General features: G+C 72.5%; 14 protein-coding genes. 3 read left to right on the top strand and 11 right to left on the bottom strand.

All coding sequences use genetic code 11. The annotated features are described in order from the left end of the window. Positions 1 to 48: 48 nt before the first annotated feature. Positions 49 to 2,496 (bottom strand): DNA helicase PcrA, encoded by a 2,448-nt coding sequence (gene pcrA / locus ACFCY7_RS27955; protein WP_376488821.1) that lies wholly within the window; start codon positions 2,494 to 2,496, stop codon positions 49 to 51. Positions 2,497 to 2,576: 80 nt separating this feature from the next. Further along, on the bottom strand, positions 2,577 to 2,930 hold the full coding sequence (locus ACFCY7_RS27960; protein ID WP_376488822.1) for a hypothetical protein: 354 nt from the start codon (positions 2,928 to 2,930) through the stop codon (positions 2,577 to 2,579). A gap of 343 nt (positions 2,931 to 3,273) precedes the next feature. Here ACFCY7_RS27960 and ACFCY7_RS27965 point away from each other — a divergent pair, with 343 nt between their 5' ends. After that, positions 3,274 to 4,386 carry an NlpC/P60 family protein gene (locus ACFCY7_RS27965; RefSeq protein WP_376488823.1) on the top strand — a complete coding sequence of 371 codons (1,113 nt, stop codon included), beginning with the start codon at positions 3,274 to 3,276 and terminating at the stop codon, positions 4,384 to 4,386. Between the two features lie 83 nt (positions 4,387 to 4,469). On the opposite strand, the gene ACFCY7_RS27970 is transcribed toward ACFCY7_RS27965, so the two are convergent. Continuing rightward, entirely contained in the window at positions 4,470 to 5,186 is a 717-nt protein-coding gene (locus ACFCY7_RS27970) for a LuxR C-terminal-related transcriptional regulator (protein WP_376488824.1), read from the bottom strand. Next, positions 5,183 to 6,445, bottom strand: coding sequence for a PspC domain-containing protein (locus tag ACFCY7_RS27975; RefSeq protein ID WP_376488825.1), 1,263 nt, complete (start codon positions 6,443 to 6,445; stop codon positions 5,183 to 5,185). The genes ACFCY7_RS27970 and ACFCY7_RS27975 overlap by 4 nt, the downstream gene beginning before the upstream one ends. 156 nt (positions 6,446 to 6,601) lie before the next feature. On the opposite strand from ACFCY7_RS27975, the gene ACFCY7_RS27980 reads away from it, so the two are divergent. Continuing rightward, positions 6,602 to 7,948: a PspC domain-containing protein gene (locus ACFCY7_RS27980; RefSeq protein WP_376488826.1), complete on the top strand. Its 1,347-nt coding sequence runs from the start codon at positions 6,602 to 6,604 to the stop codon at positions 7,946 to 7,948. A gap of 156 nt (positions 7,949 to 8,104) precedes the next feature. Here the strand turns inward: ACFCY7_RS27980 and ACFCY7_RS27985 are convergent, their stop codons facing one another. The 4 genes from ACFCY7_RS27985 to guaA form a co-directional block, all read right to left on the bottom strand. Next, positions 8,105 to 8,671 (bottom strand): DoxX family protein, encoded by a 567-nt coding sequence (locus ACFCY7_RS27985; RefSeq protein ID WP_376488827.1) that lies wholly within the window; start codon positions 8,669 to 8,671, stop codon positions 8,105 to 8,107. A 91-nt stretch (positions 8,672 to 8,762) separates the two neighbouring features. After that, complete coding sequence (locus tag ACFCY7_RS27990) at positions 8,763 to 9,995, bottom strand: hypothetical protein (RefSeq protein ID WP_376488828.1); 1,233 nt, start codon at positions 9,993 to 9,995, stop codon at positions 8,763 to 8,765. Between the two features lie 177 nt (positions 9,996 to 10,172). Then, positions 10,173 to 10,961, bottom strand: coding sequence for a class II aldolase/adducin family protein (locus ACFCY7_RS27995; protein WP_376488829.1), 789 nt, complete (start codon positions 10,959 to 10,961; stop codon positions 10,173 to 10,175). Between the two features lie 111 nt (positions 10,962 to 11,072). Beyond that, positions 11,073 to 12,665 (bottom strand): glutamine-hydrolyzing GMP synthase, encoded by a 1,593-nt coding sequence (guaA, locus tag ACFCY7_RS28000; protein WP_376488830.1) that lies wholly within the window; start codon positions 12,663 to 12,665, stop codon positions 11,073 to 11,075. Positions 12,666 to 12,990: 325 nt separating this feature from the next. On the opposite strand from guaA, the gene ACFCY7_RS28005 reads away from it, so the two are divergent. Further along, complete coding sequence (locus tag ACFCY7_RS28005; protein WP_376488831.1) at positions 12,991 to 13,281, top strand: chorismate mutase; 291 nt, start codon at positions 12,991 to 12,993, stop codon at positions 13,279 to 13,281. Positions 13,282 to 14,017: 736 nt separating this feature from the next. Here ACFCY7_RS28005 and ACFCY7_RS28010 read toward each other — a convergent pair. The 3 genes from ACFCY7_RS28010 to ACFCY7_RS28020 all read right to left on the bottom strand — a co-directional run bounded on the left by ACFCY7_RS28010 (position 14,018) and on the right by ACFCY7_RS28020 (position 19,565). Next, entirely contained in the window at positions 14,018 to 15,829 is a 1,812-nt protein-coding gene (locus ACFCY7_RS28010) for a GMC oxidoreductase (protein ID WP_376488832.1), read from the bottom strand. Between the two features lie 73 nt (positions 15,830 to 15,902). Next, complete coding sequence (locus tag ACFCY7_RS28015) at positions 15,903 to 17,567, bottom strand: succinic semialdehyde dehydrogenase (protein ID WP_376488833.1); 1,665 nt, start codon at positions 17,565 to 17,567, stop codon at positions 15,903 to 15,905. Between the two features lie 219 nt (positions 17,568 to 17,786). Next, positions 17,787 to 19,565 carry a serine/threonine-protein kinase gene (locus ACFCY7_RS28020; RefSeq protein WP_376488834.1) on the bottom strand — a complete coding sequence of 593 codons (1,779 nt, stop codon included), beginning with the start codon at positions 19,563 to 19,565 and terminating at the stop codon, positions 17,787 to 17,789. Between the last annotated feature and the right edge of the window lie 111 nt (positions 19,566 to 19,676).

The raw sequence follows: 19,676 nt of genomic DNA on the forward strand, positions 1-19,676 counted from the left end.
GGCCCCGGCAGCAGCCGGGGCCCGTACGCGTGCGCGTGGCGGCGGGGACTACAGCTTCTCGACCGGCGCGTACCGCAGCAGCAGCCGCTTCGGCTTCTCGTCGCCGAAGTCGATCGTCGCCTGGGCGTCGGCGCCCGCGCCGGTCACGGTCATGACCGTGCCGAGCCCGAACTGGTCGTGCGTGACCCGGTCGCCGACCTGGAGCGAGATCACCGGCTTCTCCCCGGCGCGCCGGGTGGCGAACCCGGACGGGCCGGAGCGCGCGCGGGACGACGAGAGCGAGGACGTGATCCCCGAGGTGGGCCCGGCCGGCTTCACCATCGGGCCGGTCCGCTTCCACTCCAGGTACGCGGGCGGGATCTCCTCGAGGAACCGCGAGGCCGGGTTGTACGAGGGCTGGCCCCAGGCGCTGCGCATCGACGAGCGGGTGAGGTAGAGCCGCTCACGCGCGCGCGTGATGCCGACGTACGCGAGGCGGCGCTCCTCCTCCAGCTCCTTCGTCTGCCCGAGGGCGCGCATGTGCGGGAAGACGCCGTCCTCCATGCCGGTGAGGAACACCACCGGGAACTCGAGGCCCTTGGCGGTGTGCAGCGTCATCAGCGTGATGACGCCCCGGCCCTCCTCGTCCTCGTCCGGGATCTGGTCGGAGTCGGCGACGAGGGCGACCTTCTCCAGGAACTCGGCGAGGCTCGCGGGCTCCTCGCCGCGCTCCTGCTCGAACTCGAGGGCGACGGCGGCGAGCTCCTGGAGGTTCTCGATCCGGGTCTCGTCCTGCGGGTCGGTCGAGGCCTGGAGCTCGGCCAGGTACCCCGTCCGCTCCAGTACGGCCTCCAGGACGACGGCCGGGCCGGCGCCGGACTCGACGACGGTGCGCAGCTCGTCCATCAGCGCGTTGAAGCGCTTGACGGCGTTCGCCGAGCGCGCGGCCATGCCGTACGCCTCGTCGACCCGCTTGAGGGCCTGCGGGAAGGTGATCTTCTCGCGCAGCGAGAGGGCGTCGATCATCGCCTCGGCACGCTCGCCGATGCCCCGCTTGGGCACGTTGAGGATGCGGCGCAGCGGGACGTTGTCCTCGGGGTTGGCGAGGACGCGGAGGTACGCGAGGACGTCCCGGACCTCCTTGCGCTCGTAGAAGCGCACGCCGCCGACGACCTTGTAGGGCAGTCCGACGCGGATGAAGATCTCTTCGAAGACGCGGGACTGGGCGTTGGTCCGGTAGAAGACGGCGACGTCGCCGGCCTTGGCGTCGCCCGTGTCCGTGAGCCGGTCGATCTCGTCGGCGACGAACTGGGCCTCGTCGTGCTCGGTGTCCGCGACGTAGCCGGTGATCTGCGCGCCGGCGCCCGCGTTCGTCCAGAGGTTCTTGGGGCGGCGGGACTCGTTGCGCTCGATGACGGCGTTGGCGGCGGAGAGGATCGTCTGCGTGGAGCGGTAGTTCTGCTCCAGGAGGATCGTCGTCGCGTCCGGGTAGTCCTCCTCGAACTGGAGGATGTTGCGGATGGTCGCGCCGCGGAAGGCGTAGATCGACTGGTCGGCGTCGCCGACGACGCACAGCTCGGCGGGGCCGAGGTCCTCGTACCCCGTGCCGACGAGCTCGCGCACGAGGGTGTACTGGGCGTGGTTGGTGTCCTGGTACTCGTCGACCAGCACGTGGCGGAAGCGTCGGCGGTAGTGCTCGGCGACGTCGGGGAACGCCTGGAGCAGGTGGACCGTCGTCATGATGATGTCGTCGAAGTCCAGGGCGTTGGCCTCGCGCAGCCGCGCCTGGTACATCCGGTACGCCTCGGCGAGCGTCTTCTCGAAGCCGTCGACGGCCTGGTCGGCGAAGGACTCCTCGTCGATCAGCTCGTTCTTGAGGTTCGAGATCTTGGCGCTGAACGACTTCGGCGGGAACTTCTTCGGGTCGAGGTCCAGGTCACGGCAGACCAGGGACATCAGCCGCTTCGAGTCGGCGGCGTCGTAGATCGAGAAGGAGGACGTGAAGCCGAGCCGCTTCGACTCGCGCCGCAGGATGCGGACGCACGCGCTGTGGAAGGTCATGACCCACATCGCGTTGGCGCGCGGGCCGACGAGCTGCTCGACGCGCTCCTTCATCTCCCCGGCGGCCTTGTTCGTGAAGGTGATCGCCAGTATCTGGCCGGGGTGGACGTGCCGCGTGCCCAGGAGGTGGGCGATGCGGTGGGTGAGCACCCGGGTCTTGCCGGAGCCGGCGCCGGCGACGATGAGCAGCGGGGTGTCGGTGTGGACGACCGCGGCGCGCTGCTGCTCGTTCAGCCCCTCCAGGAGCGCGGCGGGGTCCACGACGGGGCGCGGGGCGCCGTCGCGGTAGTGCGCGTCCCGCGGCGGGGGCGCGTCGAAGTGCTCCCCGAAGAGGTCGTGCGGGACCTCCTCCGCGGCCGGGGAGCCGTGCACGTCGTCCTCGGGGTGGGGCGGGGGCTCCTCCGAGGAGTGGTTCTGGAGGCCTGCCAGGAAGCTGTCGTCAAAGAGGCTGCTCATCGCCTCACGAGTCTAGGACGCCCCACCGACATCCGGGCCCGCCTTCGGAACGCTCCTCGGCGTCCCGGCTGCGGAACGGGTCACACCCAGAGGGTCGCGATGAAGATGTTCGCCGTGGTCAGGCCGCCGACGGCGGCGAAGAGGCCCTTGTCGACCTTCTCCTCGTCCCGCTTGACGTAGACCAGGCCGAGGACGACGACGAGGATCGCCAGCTTGATGCCGACCTTGAGGTTGTTCACGGTCTGGTCGTCGGCCTGGTTGAGGCCGACCAGCGCGACGCCCGTGACCAGCATGGTCAGCGCGCCGTGCAGCATCGCGGGGCTGAACCGGGCCGTACCGGCGCCCATCGCCTTCATCTGGGTGAGGAACCCGCCGAGCAGCGAGGCGATACCGATGATGTGCAGGGCGACGAAGACATTGATGAGTACGTCCATGGGGCGGAGCCTAGCCGGGGCCCTAGCACTGCTCGCCGGCCGGGTCCACTCGCTTCGCCGCTTCGGTCGGTCGTCCACCGGAAGGTCCCAGGGCCGTCGCCCCGAGTGAACGCGTCCGGTCCCCGACCCGTCAACTGACGCCAATACCGATCAACTCGCCGCCGGGGCGTGACCTCAGGTTTAGCGTCCTCCACCAGGTGGCCGGCTCCCCACCGCCGCCGGCGATCCGGCGGTCGTCGGTCACCCCCGCCGAGAAAATCCGGCGGCGGTCGTCTCCCCTGTGGCGGCCGCCGTCGGCCCGGCGGGCACCGTCCCCCTCAGGCAGAGGATGTGACCCGCCCTCGTGGCAGCGCACCGAAAGTCCCGGCAATCCCCCCTCGGTGGTCAGGCGGTCCGCACCGCCGCCACGCTCGCCCTCGCCTCCGCGGCGACGGCGACGCTCTTCGAGGGGTCCGGGCACGCGGACCCCCGGCCCACCACCGCCCAGGTCAAGGCCAAGGTCGATCGGCTGTACGAGGAGGCCGAGGTCGCGACGGAGCGGTACAACGGGGCGAAGGAGAAGGCGGACGAGGCCCGAGCCGCTTTCGACAGGCTGCGTGACGAGGCCGCCCGCAGGACCCAGCGGCTCAACACCGCCCGGGACGGGCTCGGGGCCATGGCCACCGCCCAGTACCGCTCCGGGGGGCTCGACCCCGCGGTGCAGCTCGCCCTCACCTCCGACCCCGACGAGTACCTGGAGCGGGCCGCGCTCGCCGAGAAGGCCGGCGACCGGCAGGCGGTCGCCATCTCTGCCGTACGGCGTGAGCTGGGCGCGCTCCGGCAGCTGCGCGGCGAGTCCTCGGGACGCCTCGCCGCGCTGCGCGGGCACGAGGAGGAGCTGCGGCGGCAGAAGGCCGCCGTGACCGGCAAGCTGGCCGAGGCCCGGACGCTGCTCGCCCGCCTCACCGCCGAGGAGCGGGCACGGTACGAGGCCGCCGTCGCCGGCCGGAACGGCTCCGGTGCCTCGGCCGGAACCGGTGGATCGGGCTCGACGGGCTCGACCGGCACCACCCCGGTGCGGGCCGACCGCTCCTCGGGCGGCGACCGCACACCGGTGACCGCCCCGAACGCCCGGTCCGCCGCAGCCATCTCCTTCGCCCGCGCCCAGCTCGGCAAGCCGTACGTCTGGGGAGCCACCGGCCCCTCCGCGTACGACTGCTCGGGCCTCACCCAGGCCTCCTGGCGCGCGGCCGGCGTCTCCCTCCCCCGCACGACGTACACCCAGATCAACGCCGGGCAGCGCGTCTCCCGCTCCCAGCTCGCCCCCGGCGACCTGGTCTTCTTCTACTCCGGCATCAGCCACGTCGGGCTCTACATCGGCGGCGGCCAGATGATCCACGCGCCCCGGCCCGGCGCCCCGATCCGGATCGCCCCCATCGACGAGATGCCCTTCGCCGGGGCGACCCGGGTGGGCTGACCCGGGTGGGCTGACCCGGAGGGGCTTGGCACGGGGGCCGACCCGGGTGGGTCGACCCCGGGTGCCGGCCGGGGCGGAGCGGGTCAGACCAGGCGGCGGGCGGTCGCCCAGCGGGTCAGCTCGTGCCGGTTGGACAGCTGGAGCTTCCGCAGGACCGCCGAGACGTGCGACTCGACCGTCTTCACCGAGATGTAGAGCTGCTTGGCGATCTCCTTGTACGCGTAACCGCGGGCGATCAGCCGCAGCACCTCCCGCTCCCGCTGCGTGAGTCGGTCCATGTCCTCGTCCACCGGGGGCGCGTCCGTGGAGGCGAAGGCGTCCAGGACGAACCCGGCGAGGCGCGGGGAGAAGACGGCGTCGCCCTCCTGGACGCGGAAGATCGAGTCGACCAGATCCGTGCCGGTGATCGTCTTGGTGACGTAGCCGCGCGCACCGCCCCGGATCACCCCGATCACGTCCTCGGCGGCGTCCGAGACGGACAGCGCCAGGAAGCGGACCGGGTCCTCGTGCGCGCTCATCAGGCTCGCGCACCGCCGCAGCACCTCGACGCCGCCGCCACCGGGAAGGTGCACGTCGAGGAGGACGACCTCGGGGCGGGTCGCCGTGATGACGGTGACCGCCTGGTCGACGTCGGCGGCCTCGCCGACCACCTCGACGCCGGTGACGTCGGTCCTGCCGATCTCGGCCTGCACGCCCGTGCGGAACATCCGGTGGTCGTCGACGAGCACCACCCGCACCCGGCGCTCCACGCCCGCCGCATCCGCGTCGGCTCCGGTCGCCGCACCCGTCTCGTCGCTCATCCGTCCGCCCTCTCCATCTCAAGCTCCACTTCGGTGCCCTCGCCGGGGACGGACCGCAACCGGGCCGAACCGCCGTAGCGCTGCATCCGGCCGATGATCGATTCTCGTACGCCCATCCGGTCCGCGGGCACGGAATCCAGATCGAAGCCCGGGCCCCGGTCCCGCACCGAGACGAAGACCGTGCGGCCCTCCACCTCGGCGTACACCTGCACGGCACCACCCTCGCCACCGTACTTGGCGGCGTTGACCATCGCCTCGCGCGCGGCCTGCATCTGCGCGGACAGTCCCTCGTCGAGCGGGCAGTCGCCGACGACGACGACCTCCAGCGGGACCCCGTGCTTGTCCTCGACCTCGGCCGCGGCCCTCTTCACCGCCTCCGCGAGGGTCTCCGGCTCCTCTTCCTTGCCCGTTCCCTCGGGCTTGTAGAGCCAGTTCCGCAGCTCCCTTTCCTGGGCGCGGGCGAGCCGGCGGACCTCGCCGGCGTCGTCGGCGTTCCGCTGGATCAGGGTGAGGGTGTGCAGCACGGAGTCGTGGACGTGGGCCGCGACCTCGGCACGCTCCTGGGCCCGGATGCGCATGGTGCGCTCCTCCGTGAGGTCCTGCGACATCCGCACCAGCCAGGGGCCGGCGAGCAGGGCTATGCCGGTGAGGACCGCGACGGCGGCGGTGAGGGCCGTGCCGAGCTGGGCGACGGAGCCGCGCACCACGACGAAGACCGCGAGGCCGGTGCCGACCAGGGCGACGCCGACGAGGCCGCGGACGAGCTGGAGGACGCGGCGGCGGCGCCCCGCCTCCGTCCAGCTGGCCCGGCGGGCGTTGTCCGCCTGGCGCCAGACCAGGGCGACACCGCCGCAGACGAGGAGCCCCGGCCAGATGTACCGCCCGGACTCGTTGTCGACGCTGATGTTCCCGATGAGGACCGCGCCGCCGATCGCGAGCGCTATCAGGGCGAGGACCTGTCCCCGGTCCGGCTTGCGCAGTCTCCTGCGGCCGTCCGCGGTGGTCTCGAAGAGGGGGCGTGGGTGGGTCCGGCCGCCGACACCGAGCGGGACGACGATCCAGAAGGCTGCGTAGAGCACGAGACCGAGGCCGTCCATGAAGAAGAGAACGAGGAAGATCACCCGCACCCAGACGACCGGCAGACCGAGATGCCCGGCGAGGCCGCGCGCGACACCGCCAAGCCACCGCCCGTCGGCGCTCCTGTAGAGCCTGCGCACGGGCGGTTCGTCGGTCTCGGTGACACGAGCGGCTGCGGACATGCACCGATCGTCACACGTTCGGCCCGCCCGGGACATCAGGGTCGGCCCTGAGATCGTCCCTGGTAACGCCTCGGGGGCGAGGCGGCACCGAATATCAGGGTCGGGCCAGGGTCGGCCCCGGTGCCGCTCGGCGTCACGGGCGGTCACCATGGACGCATGACGAGTTCGATGCCTTCGCAGCACGAGGCCCCGCCACCGGCGGAGGCCGTTCCCGCCCCGCCCCTGCAGCGCTCGCGCGGCAGCAAGGTCGTGGGCGGAGTCTGCGGCGGCCTCGGCCGGTACTTCGACCTCGACCCGGTGATCTTCCGGGTGGCGGTCGGCGTGCTGGCGGTGCCCGGCGGCATCGGACTGATCTTCTACGGCTTCGCCTGGCTGCTGCTCCCGCTCGCGGGCGAGGACGAGAACGAGGGGCGCAGGCTGCTGACCGGCCGCGTCTCCGGCGCCTCGCTGGCCGCCGTGCTGATGGCGCTGGTGGGCTGCGGGATCTTCCTGTCGATGCTGCACAGCGGGACGATGCTGGGCTCCGCGCTCCTGGTGGGGTTCGTGGTGAGCGCGGCCGCCGTCTGGTCGCGGCGCCGGCAGACGGGGGTCGTGGAGCCCGAGGGCCGGCTGGAGTCGGCGGCCGCCGCCCTGGTGGCCTCGGAGGCCCCGCCCGAGACCAAGGCCCCGCCGATGGTCGAGTTCCCCTCCTGGTGGAAGGACCCGATAGTGAAGGACGGCTCCACGGGCAAGGTGGCCGTGGGCTACCTGTGGGGCCCGCACGGTGTCCTCGACCAGGACGGCCGGGTGGGCGGCGAGGTGCCGAAGCCCGGCAGCCAGTGGGGTCCCCCTCCGCCCGCCCCGGGACGTCCGCAGCCGTCGATCAGGCGCAGCCCGCGTTCCATCGGCGGCCTCGTGTACCTGCTCGCCATGGTCGCGGCCGTCCTCGGCACCGCACTGACCTGGGACACCCAGCCCCTGGGCACGAGCCTGCAGACCGGCCTGGTCGCCGCCCTCGCGGTGTTCGGCCTCGGCCTCGTCGTCAGCAGCTTCCTCGGCCGGACCGGGTTCGGCACGGTCTTCCAGACGGTGATCGCGGCGGGTCTGCTCGCCCTGGCCACGGCGCTGCCCCACGAGATCTCGACGGACTGGATGCGCGAGACGTGGAAGCCGGCGTCCGCCACCGCCGTGCAGCTCCACTACGAGGTGGGCACCGGCGTCGGCACCCTCGATCTGTCGGGGCTCCCGCTCCCGGCCGGCTCGACCGTCTCGACGTCGGCCGAGGTGGGCGCGGGGCAGCTCAAGGTGATCGTCCCGAAGGACGCGGTCGTGAAGGTGCGTGCCCAGGTGGGCCTCGGTGACCTGCGGCTGCCGGGCGAGCCCGCGAACGACATCGACATCTCCCCGGACCGCGACGTCACCCGCACGATCGACCCGCCGGCCGGGACCGCCCCGGCGGGCACTGTGGACCTCTCGCTCGAGGTCGGCATCGGACAGGTGGAGGTCACCCGTGCTGCTTCATGAGTTCCGTCCCGGCCGGCTACTGGCCGGCCTCACCGCCCTCGCTCTGGCCGCGCTCTACGCGGGCGACGCCGCCGGCGCCTGGACGACGCCGTGGTACGCGGTGATCCCCGTCCTCTGCGGCGGCCTGGGCCTGGCCGGCCTCGCGACCTGGATCTCCTATCGAATACGGCGCTGCTCGGCGAGGAAGCGGTCCACCGACAGCACCGAGGCCCCGGCCAGCACCAGCGGGAGCCAGGACATCAGATAGGCGAGGTCGTTGCCGAGGTAGTACGGGTTCACCTGCCAGCTCACGGTCAGCCAGAGGCTCAGCGAGATCAGCGCGCCGCCGAGCGCCGCCAGGCGGGCGTAGAGGCCGATCAGGGTCCCGATCCCGACGGCGATCTCGCCGAAGGCGATCGCGTAGCCGAAGCCGGTGGGGCTCTTGAGCGCGAGGTCGACGAGGGCGGGGATCGCGGACGAGTCGCGGACCCCGCGCATCGTCTCGCCGATGGAGCCGCTGCCGGTGTCGGCGAAGAAGCCGGGTTCGGTGAGCTTGTCGAGCCCCGCGTAGACGAACGTGACCCCGAGGAAGATCCGCAACGGAAGGAGGGCGTAGCGGGCGGCGACCGCCTTCCGCTCGTCGAAGGCGGCCTTCCAGCGGGCGAAGCGCCCGGCGCCGGCACCCGTGTCGTCCGTACGGCCCGTACCGCCCGTGTCGTCCGTCCGGTCCGCTTGTCCCGTCATCGTCGGTCACCTCTCCACGTCCCGTACGACTGTTCGCGGATCGATTCTCCTCGCTGCCGGCTCCGGGGACACGGGAAAGGGGGCCGGACGGTCAGTCCACCACGTCGATCGTGACCCGGTTGGTCTCCACGCCCGCCGCCGTCACGACCGACACCTCCACCCGGCCCGGTTCCACGTCCGCCGGGAGGGGGACGGTCAGGGCCGTGTCGGTGGGGTTGGCGAAGCCGCCGGGAACGGGCACCAGCGGCACGTGGGTGTGGACGGGGCCGATGCGCACGACCAGACGGGTCAGCGGGTCGGGGGCGCCGGCGCCGGGCGGGACGAAGCCGCAGCCGCGGATCTCGATGTCGTCGCCCGTGCGGATCGGGGCGTCGAGGTCGCCGGCCTCCCGGGACCGGACCACGGAGTGGATCGTGGGGCGGACGCCCTCGGTGCACTCCGCGGCGAGGTGCCAGGCCGCCGAGACGCCGAGGAGCAGGACGAGGGACCAGGGGACCTCGGGCAGCCGGGCGGGGTCGCGGGCGAGGCCGACGGCGGTGAGGGCCAGGACGGCGGCGGAGACGAGGAGGTACTGGACGTCGGCGAGGCTGGCGCGGCCGCTGTCGTCGCAGACCAGGTCGGCGGCGCGCGGGCGGTCGGCGCGCACCTTCTGGAGGCGGCGGGAGGCGATGCCGGTGGCCACGACGAGACGGGCGGTGACGGTGACGGCCGACACCAGCGCGAGGACGGTGAGCAGGCCCGCGCCGCGGGCCAGACCGAAGGCGGTCGCGTCCGACGACCGGAAGGCCAGGAAGAGGAGGGTGAAGCCGAGGAGCAGGAGCCAGGCGGCGGCGACGGCGCGGGTGGTGGAGAGTCGGTTGTCCTCGCCGATCAGCGGGGCGAGGAGACCGCCGCGCGCCCGGTGGACGTGGGCGGCGGCGCTGAGCAGGGCGGCGAGGACCAGCGCGGTGCACAGTCCGGCCGTGCGGGCGCCGGTCCAGCCGTGCCCGATCGCGGTGAGGGCCTGGCCGAGGAGGAGGGCGAGGACGGCGCCCCAGACCGCGGCGAGACCGCCGCGCCGTACCCGGTCGAGCCAGGCGAGGCCGGCCTCGCGGCCGCGGACGGCGACCGCGCGGGCGGACTGGGCGAGCTCGTCGGAGACCCACTGGCGGGCGGCGACCGGCGAGTGGGCGACGGCGGCGGGGACGCCGTGCCCGGCGGCGAGTTCGTCGCGCCGGGCGAGGAACGCGGCGACCGCGCGCCGGTGGCCGGTCTGTCCGCAGTGGGCGCAGCCGGCGCAGGCCGTCGCGTGCTCGCCGTACTGTCTCGCCTCTTGAACCGCCACGGTGCCCACTTCCCGAGCTCACTTCACGGCACGTACCGGTGCGTCCCGTAGGGCCAACCGACCGTTGATTCCACGGAATTGTGCCCCACCGGCGGCTCTCGCGCCTGCCGCGTGCGCCCCGCCGGAGAGTGATTGCCACGCCGTCCCATTGACGTACAGAAGGGTGAAGCGATGGTGTTACGACAGGAGTTCGGGCTCCGCTCGGCTGATCCTGCGCCAGAGGGGCTGGTAGTTGATCCAGGCGACGAGGTCGCTGCCGAGCTGTTCGCGGGTGGTGACCGCCTCGCGGTGGTCGATGAGGACCGGCTTGCCGGCCGCCCGCGCGGCGAGCTGGATCCGGGCGCAGCGTTCCAGGGCGATGAACCACCAGGCCGCCGCGTCGACGGAGCCGCCGACGGTGAGCACGCCGTGGTTGCGGAGCACGATCGCCTTGAACGAGCCGAGGGCGACGGCGATCCGCCGGCCCTCCTCGGCGTCGACCGTGACGCCCGTGTAGGCGTCGTAGAGGGCGTGGTCCTGGTAGAAGGCGCAGGCCTCCTGGGTGATCGGGTCGAGGAGTTCGCCGAGCGCGGCGAGCGTCCGTCCGTGGACGGAGTGGGTGTGGGCGACGGCGACGGCGTCGGGCCGGGCCCGGTGGACCTCGGCGTGGACGGTGAACGCGGCCTGGTTGACGTGCTGGCCGCCGCGGAGGACCTGCCCGTCGCCGTTGACCAGGATGAGGTCGCTCGCCGTGAGTTCCTCGAACGGCGCCCCGAACGGGTTCGCCCAGTAGCAGTCGGGGTACTCGGGGTCGCGGGCGGTGATGTGGCCCGAGACGCCCTCCTCGTACCCGAGCCGTCCGAAGAGCCGGAGCGCGCCCGCGAGCCGCTGCCTGCGGTGGGTGCGTTCCTCCTCGGCCGTCGCGTGGACGGGCGGCATGGCGAAGTGGAGCCGTTCGACGGGTACGGGTTCCGGTATCACGCTCATGCGCCGGAAGGTAACGCCCGGCCGGGCAAGTCACCAGAGTCCGGACGCGAACACGACGAAGCCGCCGCCCCGGCGGACCGGGACGGCGGCTTCACACGTCTGCGGGAGCGACTACTCCCACTCGATGGTGCCCGGGGGCTTGCTCGTGACGTCGAGGACGACGCGGTTCACGTCGGCGACCTCGTTGGTGATGCGGGTCGAGATCTTCGCCAGCACGTCGTACGGCAGGCGCGACCAGTCGGCCGTCATGGCGTCCTCGGAGGAGACGGGGCGCAGCACGATCGGGTGACCGTAGGTGCGGCCGTCGCCCTGGACGCCCACGGAGCGGACGTCGGCGAGGAGGACCACAGGGCACTGCCAGATCTCGCGGTCGAGGCCGGCCGCGGTGAGCTCCTCGCGGGCGATGGCGTCGGCCTCGCGCAGCAGGTCCAGGCGATCCTTGGTGACCTCGCCGACGATGCGGATGCCGAGGCCGGGGCCGGGGAACGGCTGGCGCTGGACGATCTCCTCCGGCAGGCCGAGCTCCTGGCCGACCATGCGGACCTCGTCCTTGAACAGCTGGCGCAGCGGCTCGACGAGCTCGAACTCGATGTCGTCGGGGAGGCCGCCCACGTTGTGGTGGGACTTGATGTTGGCGGTGCCGGTGCCGCCGCCGGACTCGACGATGTCCGGGTAGAGCGTGCCCTGGACGAGGAACGCGACCTCGGGGCCCTCTTCCTGGAGGATCTCCAGCTGCGCCTGCTCGAAGACGCGGATGAACTCGCGGCCGATGATCTTCCGCTTGGTCTCCGGGTCGGAGACGCCGGCGAGCGCGTCGAGGAAGCGCTGCTGCGCGTCGACGACCACCAGGTTGGCGCCGGTGGCGGCCACGAAGTCCTTCTCGACCTGCTCGGTCTCGCCCTTGCGCATCAGACCGTGGTCGACGTACACGCAGGTGAGCTGCGAGCCGATGGCCTTCTGCACCAGTGCGGCGGCCACGGCGGAGTCGACGCCGCCGGAGAGACCGCAGATGGCGCGCTTGTCGCCGACCTGGGCGCGGATGGCCGCGACCTGCTCCTCGATCACGTTGCCCGTGGTCCAGCTGGGCTCGATGCCGGCGCCGCGGTAGAGGAAGTGCTCCAGGATCTGCTGGCCGTGCGTGGAGTGCAGCACCTCGGGGTGGTACTGGACGCCGTACAGCTTCTTCTCGTCGTTCTCGAAGGCGGCGACCGGCACGACGTCCGTGGACGCGGTGACGGAGAAGCCCTCGGGGGCGGCGGAGCAGGCGTCGCCGTGCGACATCCACACCGACTGCTCGACCGGGGTGCCCTCGAAGAGGGTGGAGCCGGCCTTGGAGACGTGCAGCGGCGTACGGCCGTACTCGCGGGCGCCGGTGTTGTCGACGGTGCCGCCGAGGGTCGTCGCCATCAGCTGGAAGCCGTAGCACATGCCGAAGACGGGGACGCCCGCTTCGAAGATCGCGCGGTCGAGGCGGGGGGCGCCCTCCGCGTACACGGAGGACGGGCCGCCGGAGAGGATGATCGCCTTCGGGTTCTTGGCCAGCATCTCGGCCACCGGCATGGTGGACGGGACGATCTCGCTGTAGACCCGGGCCTCACGGACGCGGCGGGCGATGAGCTGGGCGTACTGGGCGCCGAAGTCGACAACGAGGACTACGTCCGGGTTGGAGACGTCGGGCGCGGCAGCGGGGGTCGCTGATGACACTACGGCGGCCTTCCGGCGGTAGGAGGGGGTCCCCCGAAGGGGGGTGCTATTTGTCGATTCTACCGGCGCGCCGGTCGGACTTTTCGTCTCACCATCCGAACCCGGTTTGGCCTGGGCCCGTCGGCGGGGTCCATACTGTCGCCATGCGCAAGCTCACGACCTTCGTCTTTACCTATGGCAACCGGCCCACCGGCTGCCATGGTCGTGCTGCTTGAGCAACTGACAAGCGACTTCCCAGGCGCCCCGGGCCGACAAGGCCCGGGGCGTTCTGCTTGTCTCCGGGCCATGTCGCCCCGGGGCATCCGACACCACGAGGAGCCCCGACATGACCGCCATGACCCAGACCGAGAAGACCGGCGCCCGCACCGACGAGGCGGCGACGCTGATCGGCGACGCCCGCGAGCGCATCGACGCGCTCGACGACCGGATCATCGGACTCATCCAGGAACGGATGGCCGTCTCCGCCGTCATCCAGGAGGCCCGGATCTCCTCCGGCGGCCGCCGGGTGAACCTCGCCCGCGAGATGGAGGTCCTCGCCCACTACAGGGACGCGCTCGGCAAGCCCGGCACGACGCTGGCGATGACGATGCTGGAGCTCTGCCGCGGCCGCGTCTGAGGCCACCGGCCGGATGCGGAGCCGTGCCGCGCCCGAGGCCACTGCCCGGAAGGGGAGCCGTTCCGCGTCCGAGGCCATTGCCCGGATGCGGGTCACCGCCCGCATCTGAGTTCGGGCCCGCTCTCACCCGTACGGCGCGTGACCGGCCTCGGCCCGGCTTCGTTGGTCCGGGTGTCCGTGCCAGCCAGGGGCGGGCCCGAAAGAAACCACGCGTGGCTTCGCTGGGGCGTGTGGCGTACCTCAGGTACGTCGTGGGACCTCGCACCAGCGCCTGTGACCGGACAGCAGGGGACAGCAGCCCGGTCACCCAGAAAGGGCGGTCGGTCCCGGGGACGCCCGGGGCCGGCCGCATCCGGCCGATCTCCCGACCCTCCCCGTCCCCCGATCCCCCCCCACCCCTCCCCATCCCCGCGGCGCAACCCCCCGGCGCCGCCCCGCTCGGCACCGCCGCTGCCCTGACACCGGTGCCGACCCCAAGGGCCCCGTGCCGCGACCGGAATCGCGAGCGCGGGGCCCTTCCGCATGCCCGTATCCCCAGCGTGACGCGCGTCACACGGAGATCCTGTGCAACCGCTACAACCAATCCCACCGGTCGCGGGTCATCTATGCAGCACCACCAAGAACTGGAAGGGCGCTGCACTCGGAGGGGGGTGCAGCGCCCTCTCCTGTGTCCGGGATCGTGTCCGGGGTCGTGTCCGGGGTCGTGTCCGGGATCCGTCCGGGATCGTCTCCGGGTTCAGGCCTTCTTCGGCGGGACCGCCGGCATGCCGAGGAACGGCAGCCGCAGGGCGCCGAAGGCCTCGGCCGGGACCGCGGGGGACTTCGGTTCGACCGCCGAGAGCCGTGCGTACGCCTCGCCCTGCCGCGGGCGCGGGTCCTCCTCGCCCTTGTTCGGCCAGAAGGACATGGCCCGCTCGGCCTGGGCCGTGATGGTCAGGGACGGGTTGACGCCGAGGTTGGCGGAGACCGCCGCTCCGTCGACGACGGAGATCCCGGGGTGGCCGAAGAGCCGGTGGTACGGGTCGATGACGCCGGATTCGGCGTCGGCGCCGATCGGGCAGCCGCCGAGGAAGTGGGCGGTGAGCGGGGTGCCCATCAGCTCGCCGACGTTGGAGCCGGCGAAGCCGTTGATCTCCTCGGCGAGGAGGGTGGCGGCCTCGGTGGCCGCCTCGATCTGCGTCGGGTTGGGGGCGCCGTGTCCCTGGCGGGCGGTGAGCAGGCCCTTGCCGATGCCGCCCGGCTTGCGGTAGGTGGTCAGCGAGTTGTCCAGGGACTGCATGACGAGGCCGATGATGGTCCGCTCCGACCAGCGCCGGTTGGAGAGGGAGCGGGCGGCGAGGGCGGGGTGCTTGACGATTTCGAGCAGCCACCTGCGCACCCGGTGCGCGCCGTACGGCACCTGGAGGATCGTGAGCGCGCCCATCGAGTTGGATCCCTTGCCGTAGCGGACCGGCTCGATGTGGGTGTTCTCGTCGGGGTGGATCGAGGAGGTGATGGCGACGCCGCGGGTGAAGTCGGCCCTGTCCTTGCCGTGCTTCCTGCGGTAGCGCCGGTCGGTGGTCTGCGAGCCGACGAGGCCCTCGGAGTTGGTGCGGGTCAGCTCGCCGAGGCGGCCCGAGATACGGGGCAGCAGGCCGGTGTCCTTCATCCGGTGCAGCAGCGTCTGGGTGCCGTAGGTGCCGGCGGCGATGACGACCTCGGGGGCCGTGAACGTGCGGCCCTTGCCCTTCTTCCGGTTGTCGGAGGGGAGGGTCTTGACCGCGTAGCCGCCGCGCGAGTCCTCGGTGACCGCGACGACCGAGGTCATGGGGTGGACGACCGCGCCCGCCCTCTCGGCGAGGTAGAGGTAGTTCTCGTTGAGGGTGTTCTTCGCGCCGTGCCGGCAACCGGTCATGCACTCGCCGCATTCGGTGCAGGCCTTGCGGGTGGGGCCCGCACCGCCGAAGAACGGGTCGGCCACCTCGCCGCCCGGCTTCGCCTTCGCCGTCCCGTCGCCGTCCCGGCCGTCGCCGAAGAACACGCCGACCGGCGCCATGTGGAAGGTGTCGCCGATGCCCATGCTCTGCGCGGCCGCCTTCAGGTGGACGTCCGACGGGGTCATGGTGGGGTTGAGCCGGACGCCCAGCATGCGCTTGGCCTGGTCGTAGTACGGGCTCAGCTCCGCACGCCAGTCCGTGATGTCCTTCCACTGCGGGTCGTCGAAGAACGGCGCGAGCGGCTCGTAGAGCGTGTTGGCGTAGTTCAGCGAACCGCCGCCTACGCCCGCGCCGGCGAGCACCATGACGTTGCCCAGCAGGTGGATGCGCTGGATGCCGTACAGGCCGAGCGTCGGCGCCCACAGGAAGTTCTTCAGGTCCCAGGAGTTCTTGGGCAGGGTCGCGCGGGTGAAGCGGCGTCCGGCCTCCAGGACGCCGACCCGGTAGCCCTTCTCCGTGAGGCGGAGGGCGGTGACGGACCCTCCGAAGCCGGAGCCGACGACGAGGACGTCGTAGTCGTACGCGGCGTCCTCGGCCTGCTCCTGGTTTTGGGTAGGGGGTACCGCGGTCATGGCTCTCCTCGTACGGAAAGGGTGAAATCGGGCGGGGAGTCCGGGGCGGCCGCGGAGACCGCCCCGGCGGGAGTCAGCGCAGGCGCAGGGCCTTCATCGCCTTCAGGGACACGCTCATGAGGGCCGCGTACTTCTCGTCGTCCATCCCGAAGGAGGGCGCGAGGGGCATCAGCCGCTGCTGGGCGACGGTCTGGGCCTCGGTGTACTTGAGGATGCCCTCGGAGCCGTGGCGGCGGCCGAGGCCGGAGTCCTTCATGCCGCCCATCGGGGACTGCACGCTGCCGTAGGCGGGGGCGTACCCCTCGTTGATGTTGACGGTGCCGGTGCGCAGCCGGGCCGCGACGGCGTGGCCGCGGCGCGAGTCCTTCGTCCAGACGGAGGAGTTCAGGCCGTAGGGCGTGCCGTTGGCGAGGTCGATCACCTCGTCCTCGTCCCGGAAGCGGTAGACGGAGACGACCGGGCCGAAGGTCTCCTCGGCGCAGACGGCCATCGGGGCCTCGACGCCGTCGAGGATGGTCGGCTCGTAGAAGAGGGGGCCGATGTCGGGGCGGGCGACGCCGCCGGCGACGAGCTTGGCGCCCTTGGCGACGGCCTCCTCGACGTGGCGGCTGACGGTCTCCAGCTGCCGGTCGCCGACGAGGGAGCCCATGTCGGCCCCGTACGCGAGGGAGCTGCCGAGCCGCATGGCCTTGGTGCGGGCGGCGAAGCGCTCCAGGAAGGCGTCGGCGACGGACTCGTGGACGTACAGCCGCTCGATGGAGATGCAGAGCTGGCCGGCGGAGGAGAAGCAGGCGCGGACGGCGCCGGCGGCGGCCTTCTCGATGTCGGCGTCCTGGAGGACGAGCATCGCGTTCTTGCCGCCGAGTTCGAGGGAGACGCCGACGAGGCGGGCCGCGGCGCCCTGGGCGACCTCGCGGCCGGTACGGGTGGATCCGGTGAAGGAGACGTAGTCGGCGTGCTTGACGACCTCGGGGCCGACGACGGGGCCCTCGCCGATGACGACCTGGAAGACCTCGGCGGGAAGTCCGGCCTCGACGAGCAGGTCGCGGGCCCAGAGCGCGGTGAGCGCGGTCTCCGTGTCGGGCTTCATGACGACGGCGTTGCCGGAGACGAAGGCGGGCAGGGCGTCGCCGACGGACAGTTCGAGCGGGTAGTTCCAGGGCGCGATCTGGCCGACGACCCCGCGCGGCTGGCGCAGTTCGGTGACCTTGGTGAGGGTCGGCACGACGCCGGTGTGGCGCTTGGCGCGCAGGTACGAGGCGGCCTTGCGGCCGTAGTGGCGGGCGGCGACGGCGACCGCCTGGACCTCCTCGTGGGCGTGCAGGCGTGCCTTGCCGGTCTCCAGCTGGATGAGGTCGAGGACCTCGGACTGGCGCTGGAGGACGAGGTCGTGGAAGCGGAGGAGGACGGCGGCGCGGGCCTTGACGGGGGTGGCGGCCCAGGCGGTCTGGGCGGCGCGCGCGCGTGCGAAGGCCTCGGCGACGTCCTCGGGGGTGGACTCGGGCAGGTCCGCCAGCTTCTCCCCGGTGAACGGGGTGTGGTTGGCGGTGCGGCCGGAGCCGGCGACGCCGCGGGTGAGGCGGGCGACCACCTCGGGCGTCACGACGTCGGCGGCGGTGCGCGCGCCGGCGGGCGCGGGCGCGACCGGGTTGGTCGCGCCGGCGGGCGCGGCCGCCCTGCCCTGCGCGGCGGGGGCGTCGAGAACCGGAGGGGCGGCGGGGGCCTGCGAGTCCGTCATGAGGGCGAGCGTAGGCCGCGTTCCGCCCTTTGGGTACCCGTCGGTAATGCGTTTTCACCGGGTGCTCACATCGTGCCAGCGATCACTGGCACATAAGCCCTGATCAGCGGCTTACGAACGCCGGAGGCCGGGCACGGAGAAAACCTCCGGCCCGGCCCCGGTGCGTGCGCGGTGCGCGGGAAGCCCGGTCACCGGGCGGTCGCCACGCGCGCGTGAAGCTCAGTCGCCCGGCGCCCGCCAGTACCGGACGACGACGTCGAACTGCTGCCGGGTGGTCTCCCAGCTCGACTCCGGCGAGGACATGTAGATGGCGTACTCCGTGCCGTCGTCCTCGTAGTACATCTGGTCGATCGCGTGCCGGGGCCCGGGGAAGTCCTTCCGCTCGGTCCAGCTGAACTCCCACAGGCAGGAACGGACCTGGTCGCGGTAGGTGTTCTGGTTGAGCTTGACCCGCTTGTAGTTCATCCGCTTCTGCAGCACGCGCTCCAGGTCGAGGGCGTGCATGTACGGGTTCTCGAAGTCGGGGCTGCGGTCGATGCTGATCCGGATGCGGTGGCGGCCGTTGTCCGGGGTGTAGTCGATCTGGTCGCCCTCCGTCTGCCGCTTCCAGCCGTCCGGCACGACGAGGCTGAAGCCCTCCGGGTCCACGACCCGGTGCCAGCCGGCCGGGACGCCGTCCGCGGTGCCCTTGGTGGGCGGGGCGGAGGTGGGCGCCTTGGTCTGTCCGCCGTTGCCGCCCCGATCACCACCCGCGTAGTTCATGACGGCGAAGACGGCACCGCCCGCGACGACCCCGGCGAGCAGCGCCGCGAGGACGGCGCTGCGCCACCGGCCGCGGCCGGGCCGTGAGGACGCGTCCGGGACCAGGGTGGGAGGCGACTGCGGCAGCGCGGACCCATGGGGCGGCTGCGAACCGTGGGACGACTGCGGCGGGTGGGGCCACTGAGCGGTGACCTTCCGCGGCGCGCCCGCCGTCCCGTCCGCCACCGAGCCGTCCGTGCCGGTGCCCGTGCCGTCCGCACCCCTGCCGTCCGCACCCGAGCCGTCCGCGGTACGCGCTCCGCCGGCCGGGCCGGCGCCCGTACCGATGCCTCCCGCCGCCGGGCCCAGGTCCTCCCTGGCGACGCGCTGGGTCGGCACGTACGCCTGCGCCGCCTCCGGCCTGCGCCCCTCCATCGCGTCGAGCAGCATCCGCTCGGCCTCGTCCGCGCGCGGACGCCGGTCCGGGTCCTTGCTCAGCAGGGCCACGATGACGGGCGCCAGCGGCCCCGCCTTCTCCGGGTGCGGCGGCTCCTCGGTCACCACGGCCTGCATGGTGCTGATCGGGGAGGTGCGGCGGAACGGCGAGGTGCCCTCCACCGCCGTGTACAGCGTCGCGCCGAGGGACCACAGGTCGGAGGCCGGTCCGGGATCGCCACCGCGCACCCGCTCGGGCGCCAGGTAGTCGATGGAGCCGACGATCTCGCCGGTCCGCGTGATCGTCGAGTCCCCCTCGATCGCCGCGATCCCGAAGTCGGTGATCAGGACGCGCCCGTCGCGCGCGAGCAGCACGTTCCCCGGCTTGACGTCGCGGTGCAGCACCCCGGCCGCGTGCGCGGCCCGCAGCGCGCCGACGACGTGCAGCCCGATCCTGGCCGCCTCGCGCGGCTCGATCGTGCCGGCCTCCTTGGCGGCGTCGGCGAGCGAGGGCCCGTCGACGAACTGCATGACGATCCACGGCCGGTTGTCGTGCTCCAGGACGTCGTGGACGGTCACCACACCGGGGTGCGTGATCCGGGCGGCGGCCCGCGCCTCCTTCTGCGTGCGGGCGTGCAGCACGAGGCGGTCGGCCTCTGCCACGAACCGACCGGCCGTCAACTCCTTCACCGCCACCACGCGGTGCAGTACCTCGTCGTGCGCGCGCCAGACCTTGCCCATGCCGCCGCGCCCGATGGACTCGCCCAGCCGGTACCGCCCGGCGAGCAGCAGCCCCTCGCCTGTGCTCTGAGAATGTTCCACTTGCCCCCGCATTCCTTCGGAGAACAGGTTACGGAGGGGGGCCCGGGCGGCGGAACCTCGGGGCCGTCATAGGAACAGCACTGTGACCAGGGGCCGGTAGGAATCGTTCCG

It is taken from the genome of Streptomyces sp. NPDC056361, assembly GCF_042262805.1.
GTDB lineage: Bacteria > Actinomycetota > Actinomycetes > Streptomycetales > Streptomycetaceae > Streptomyces.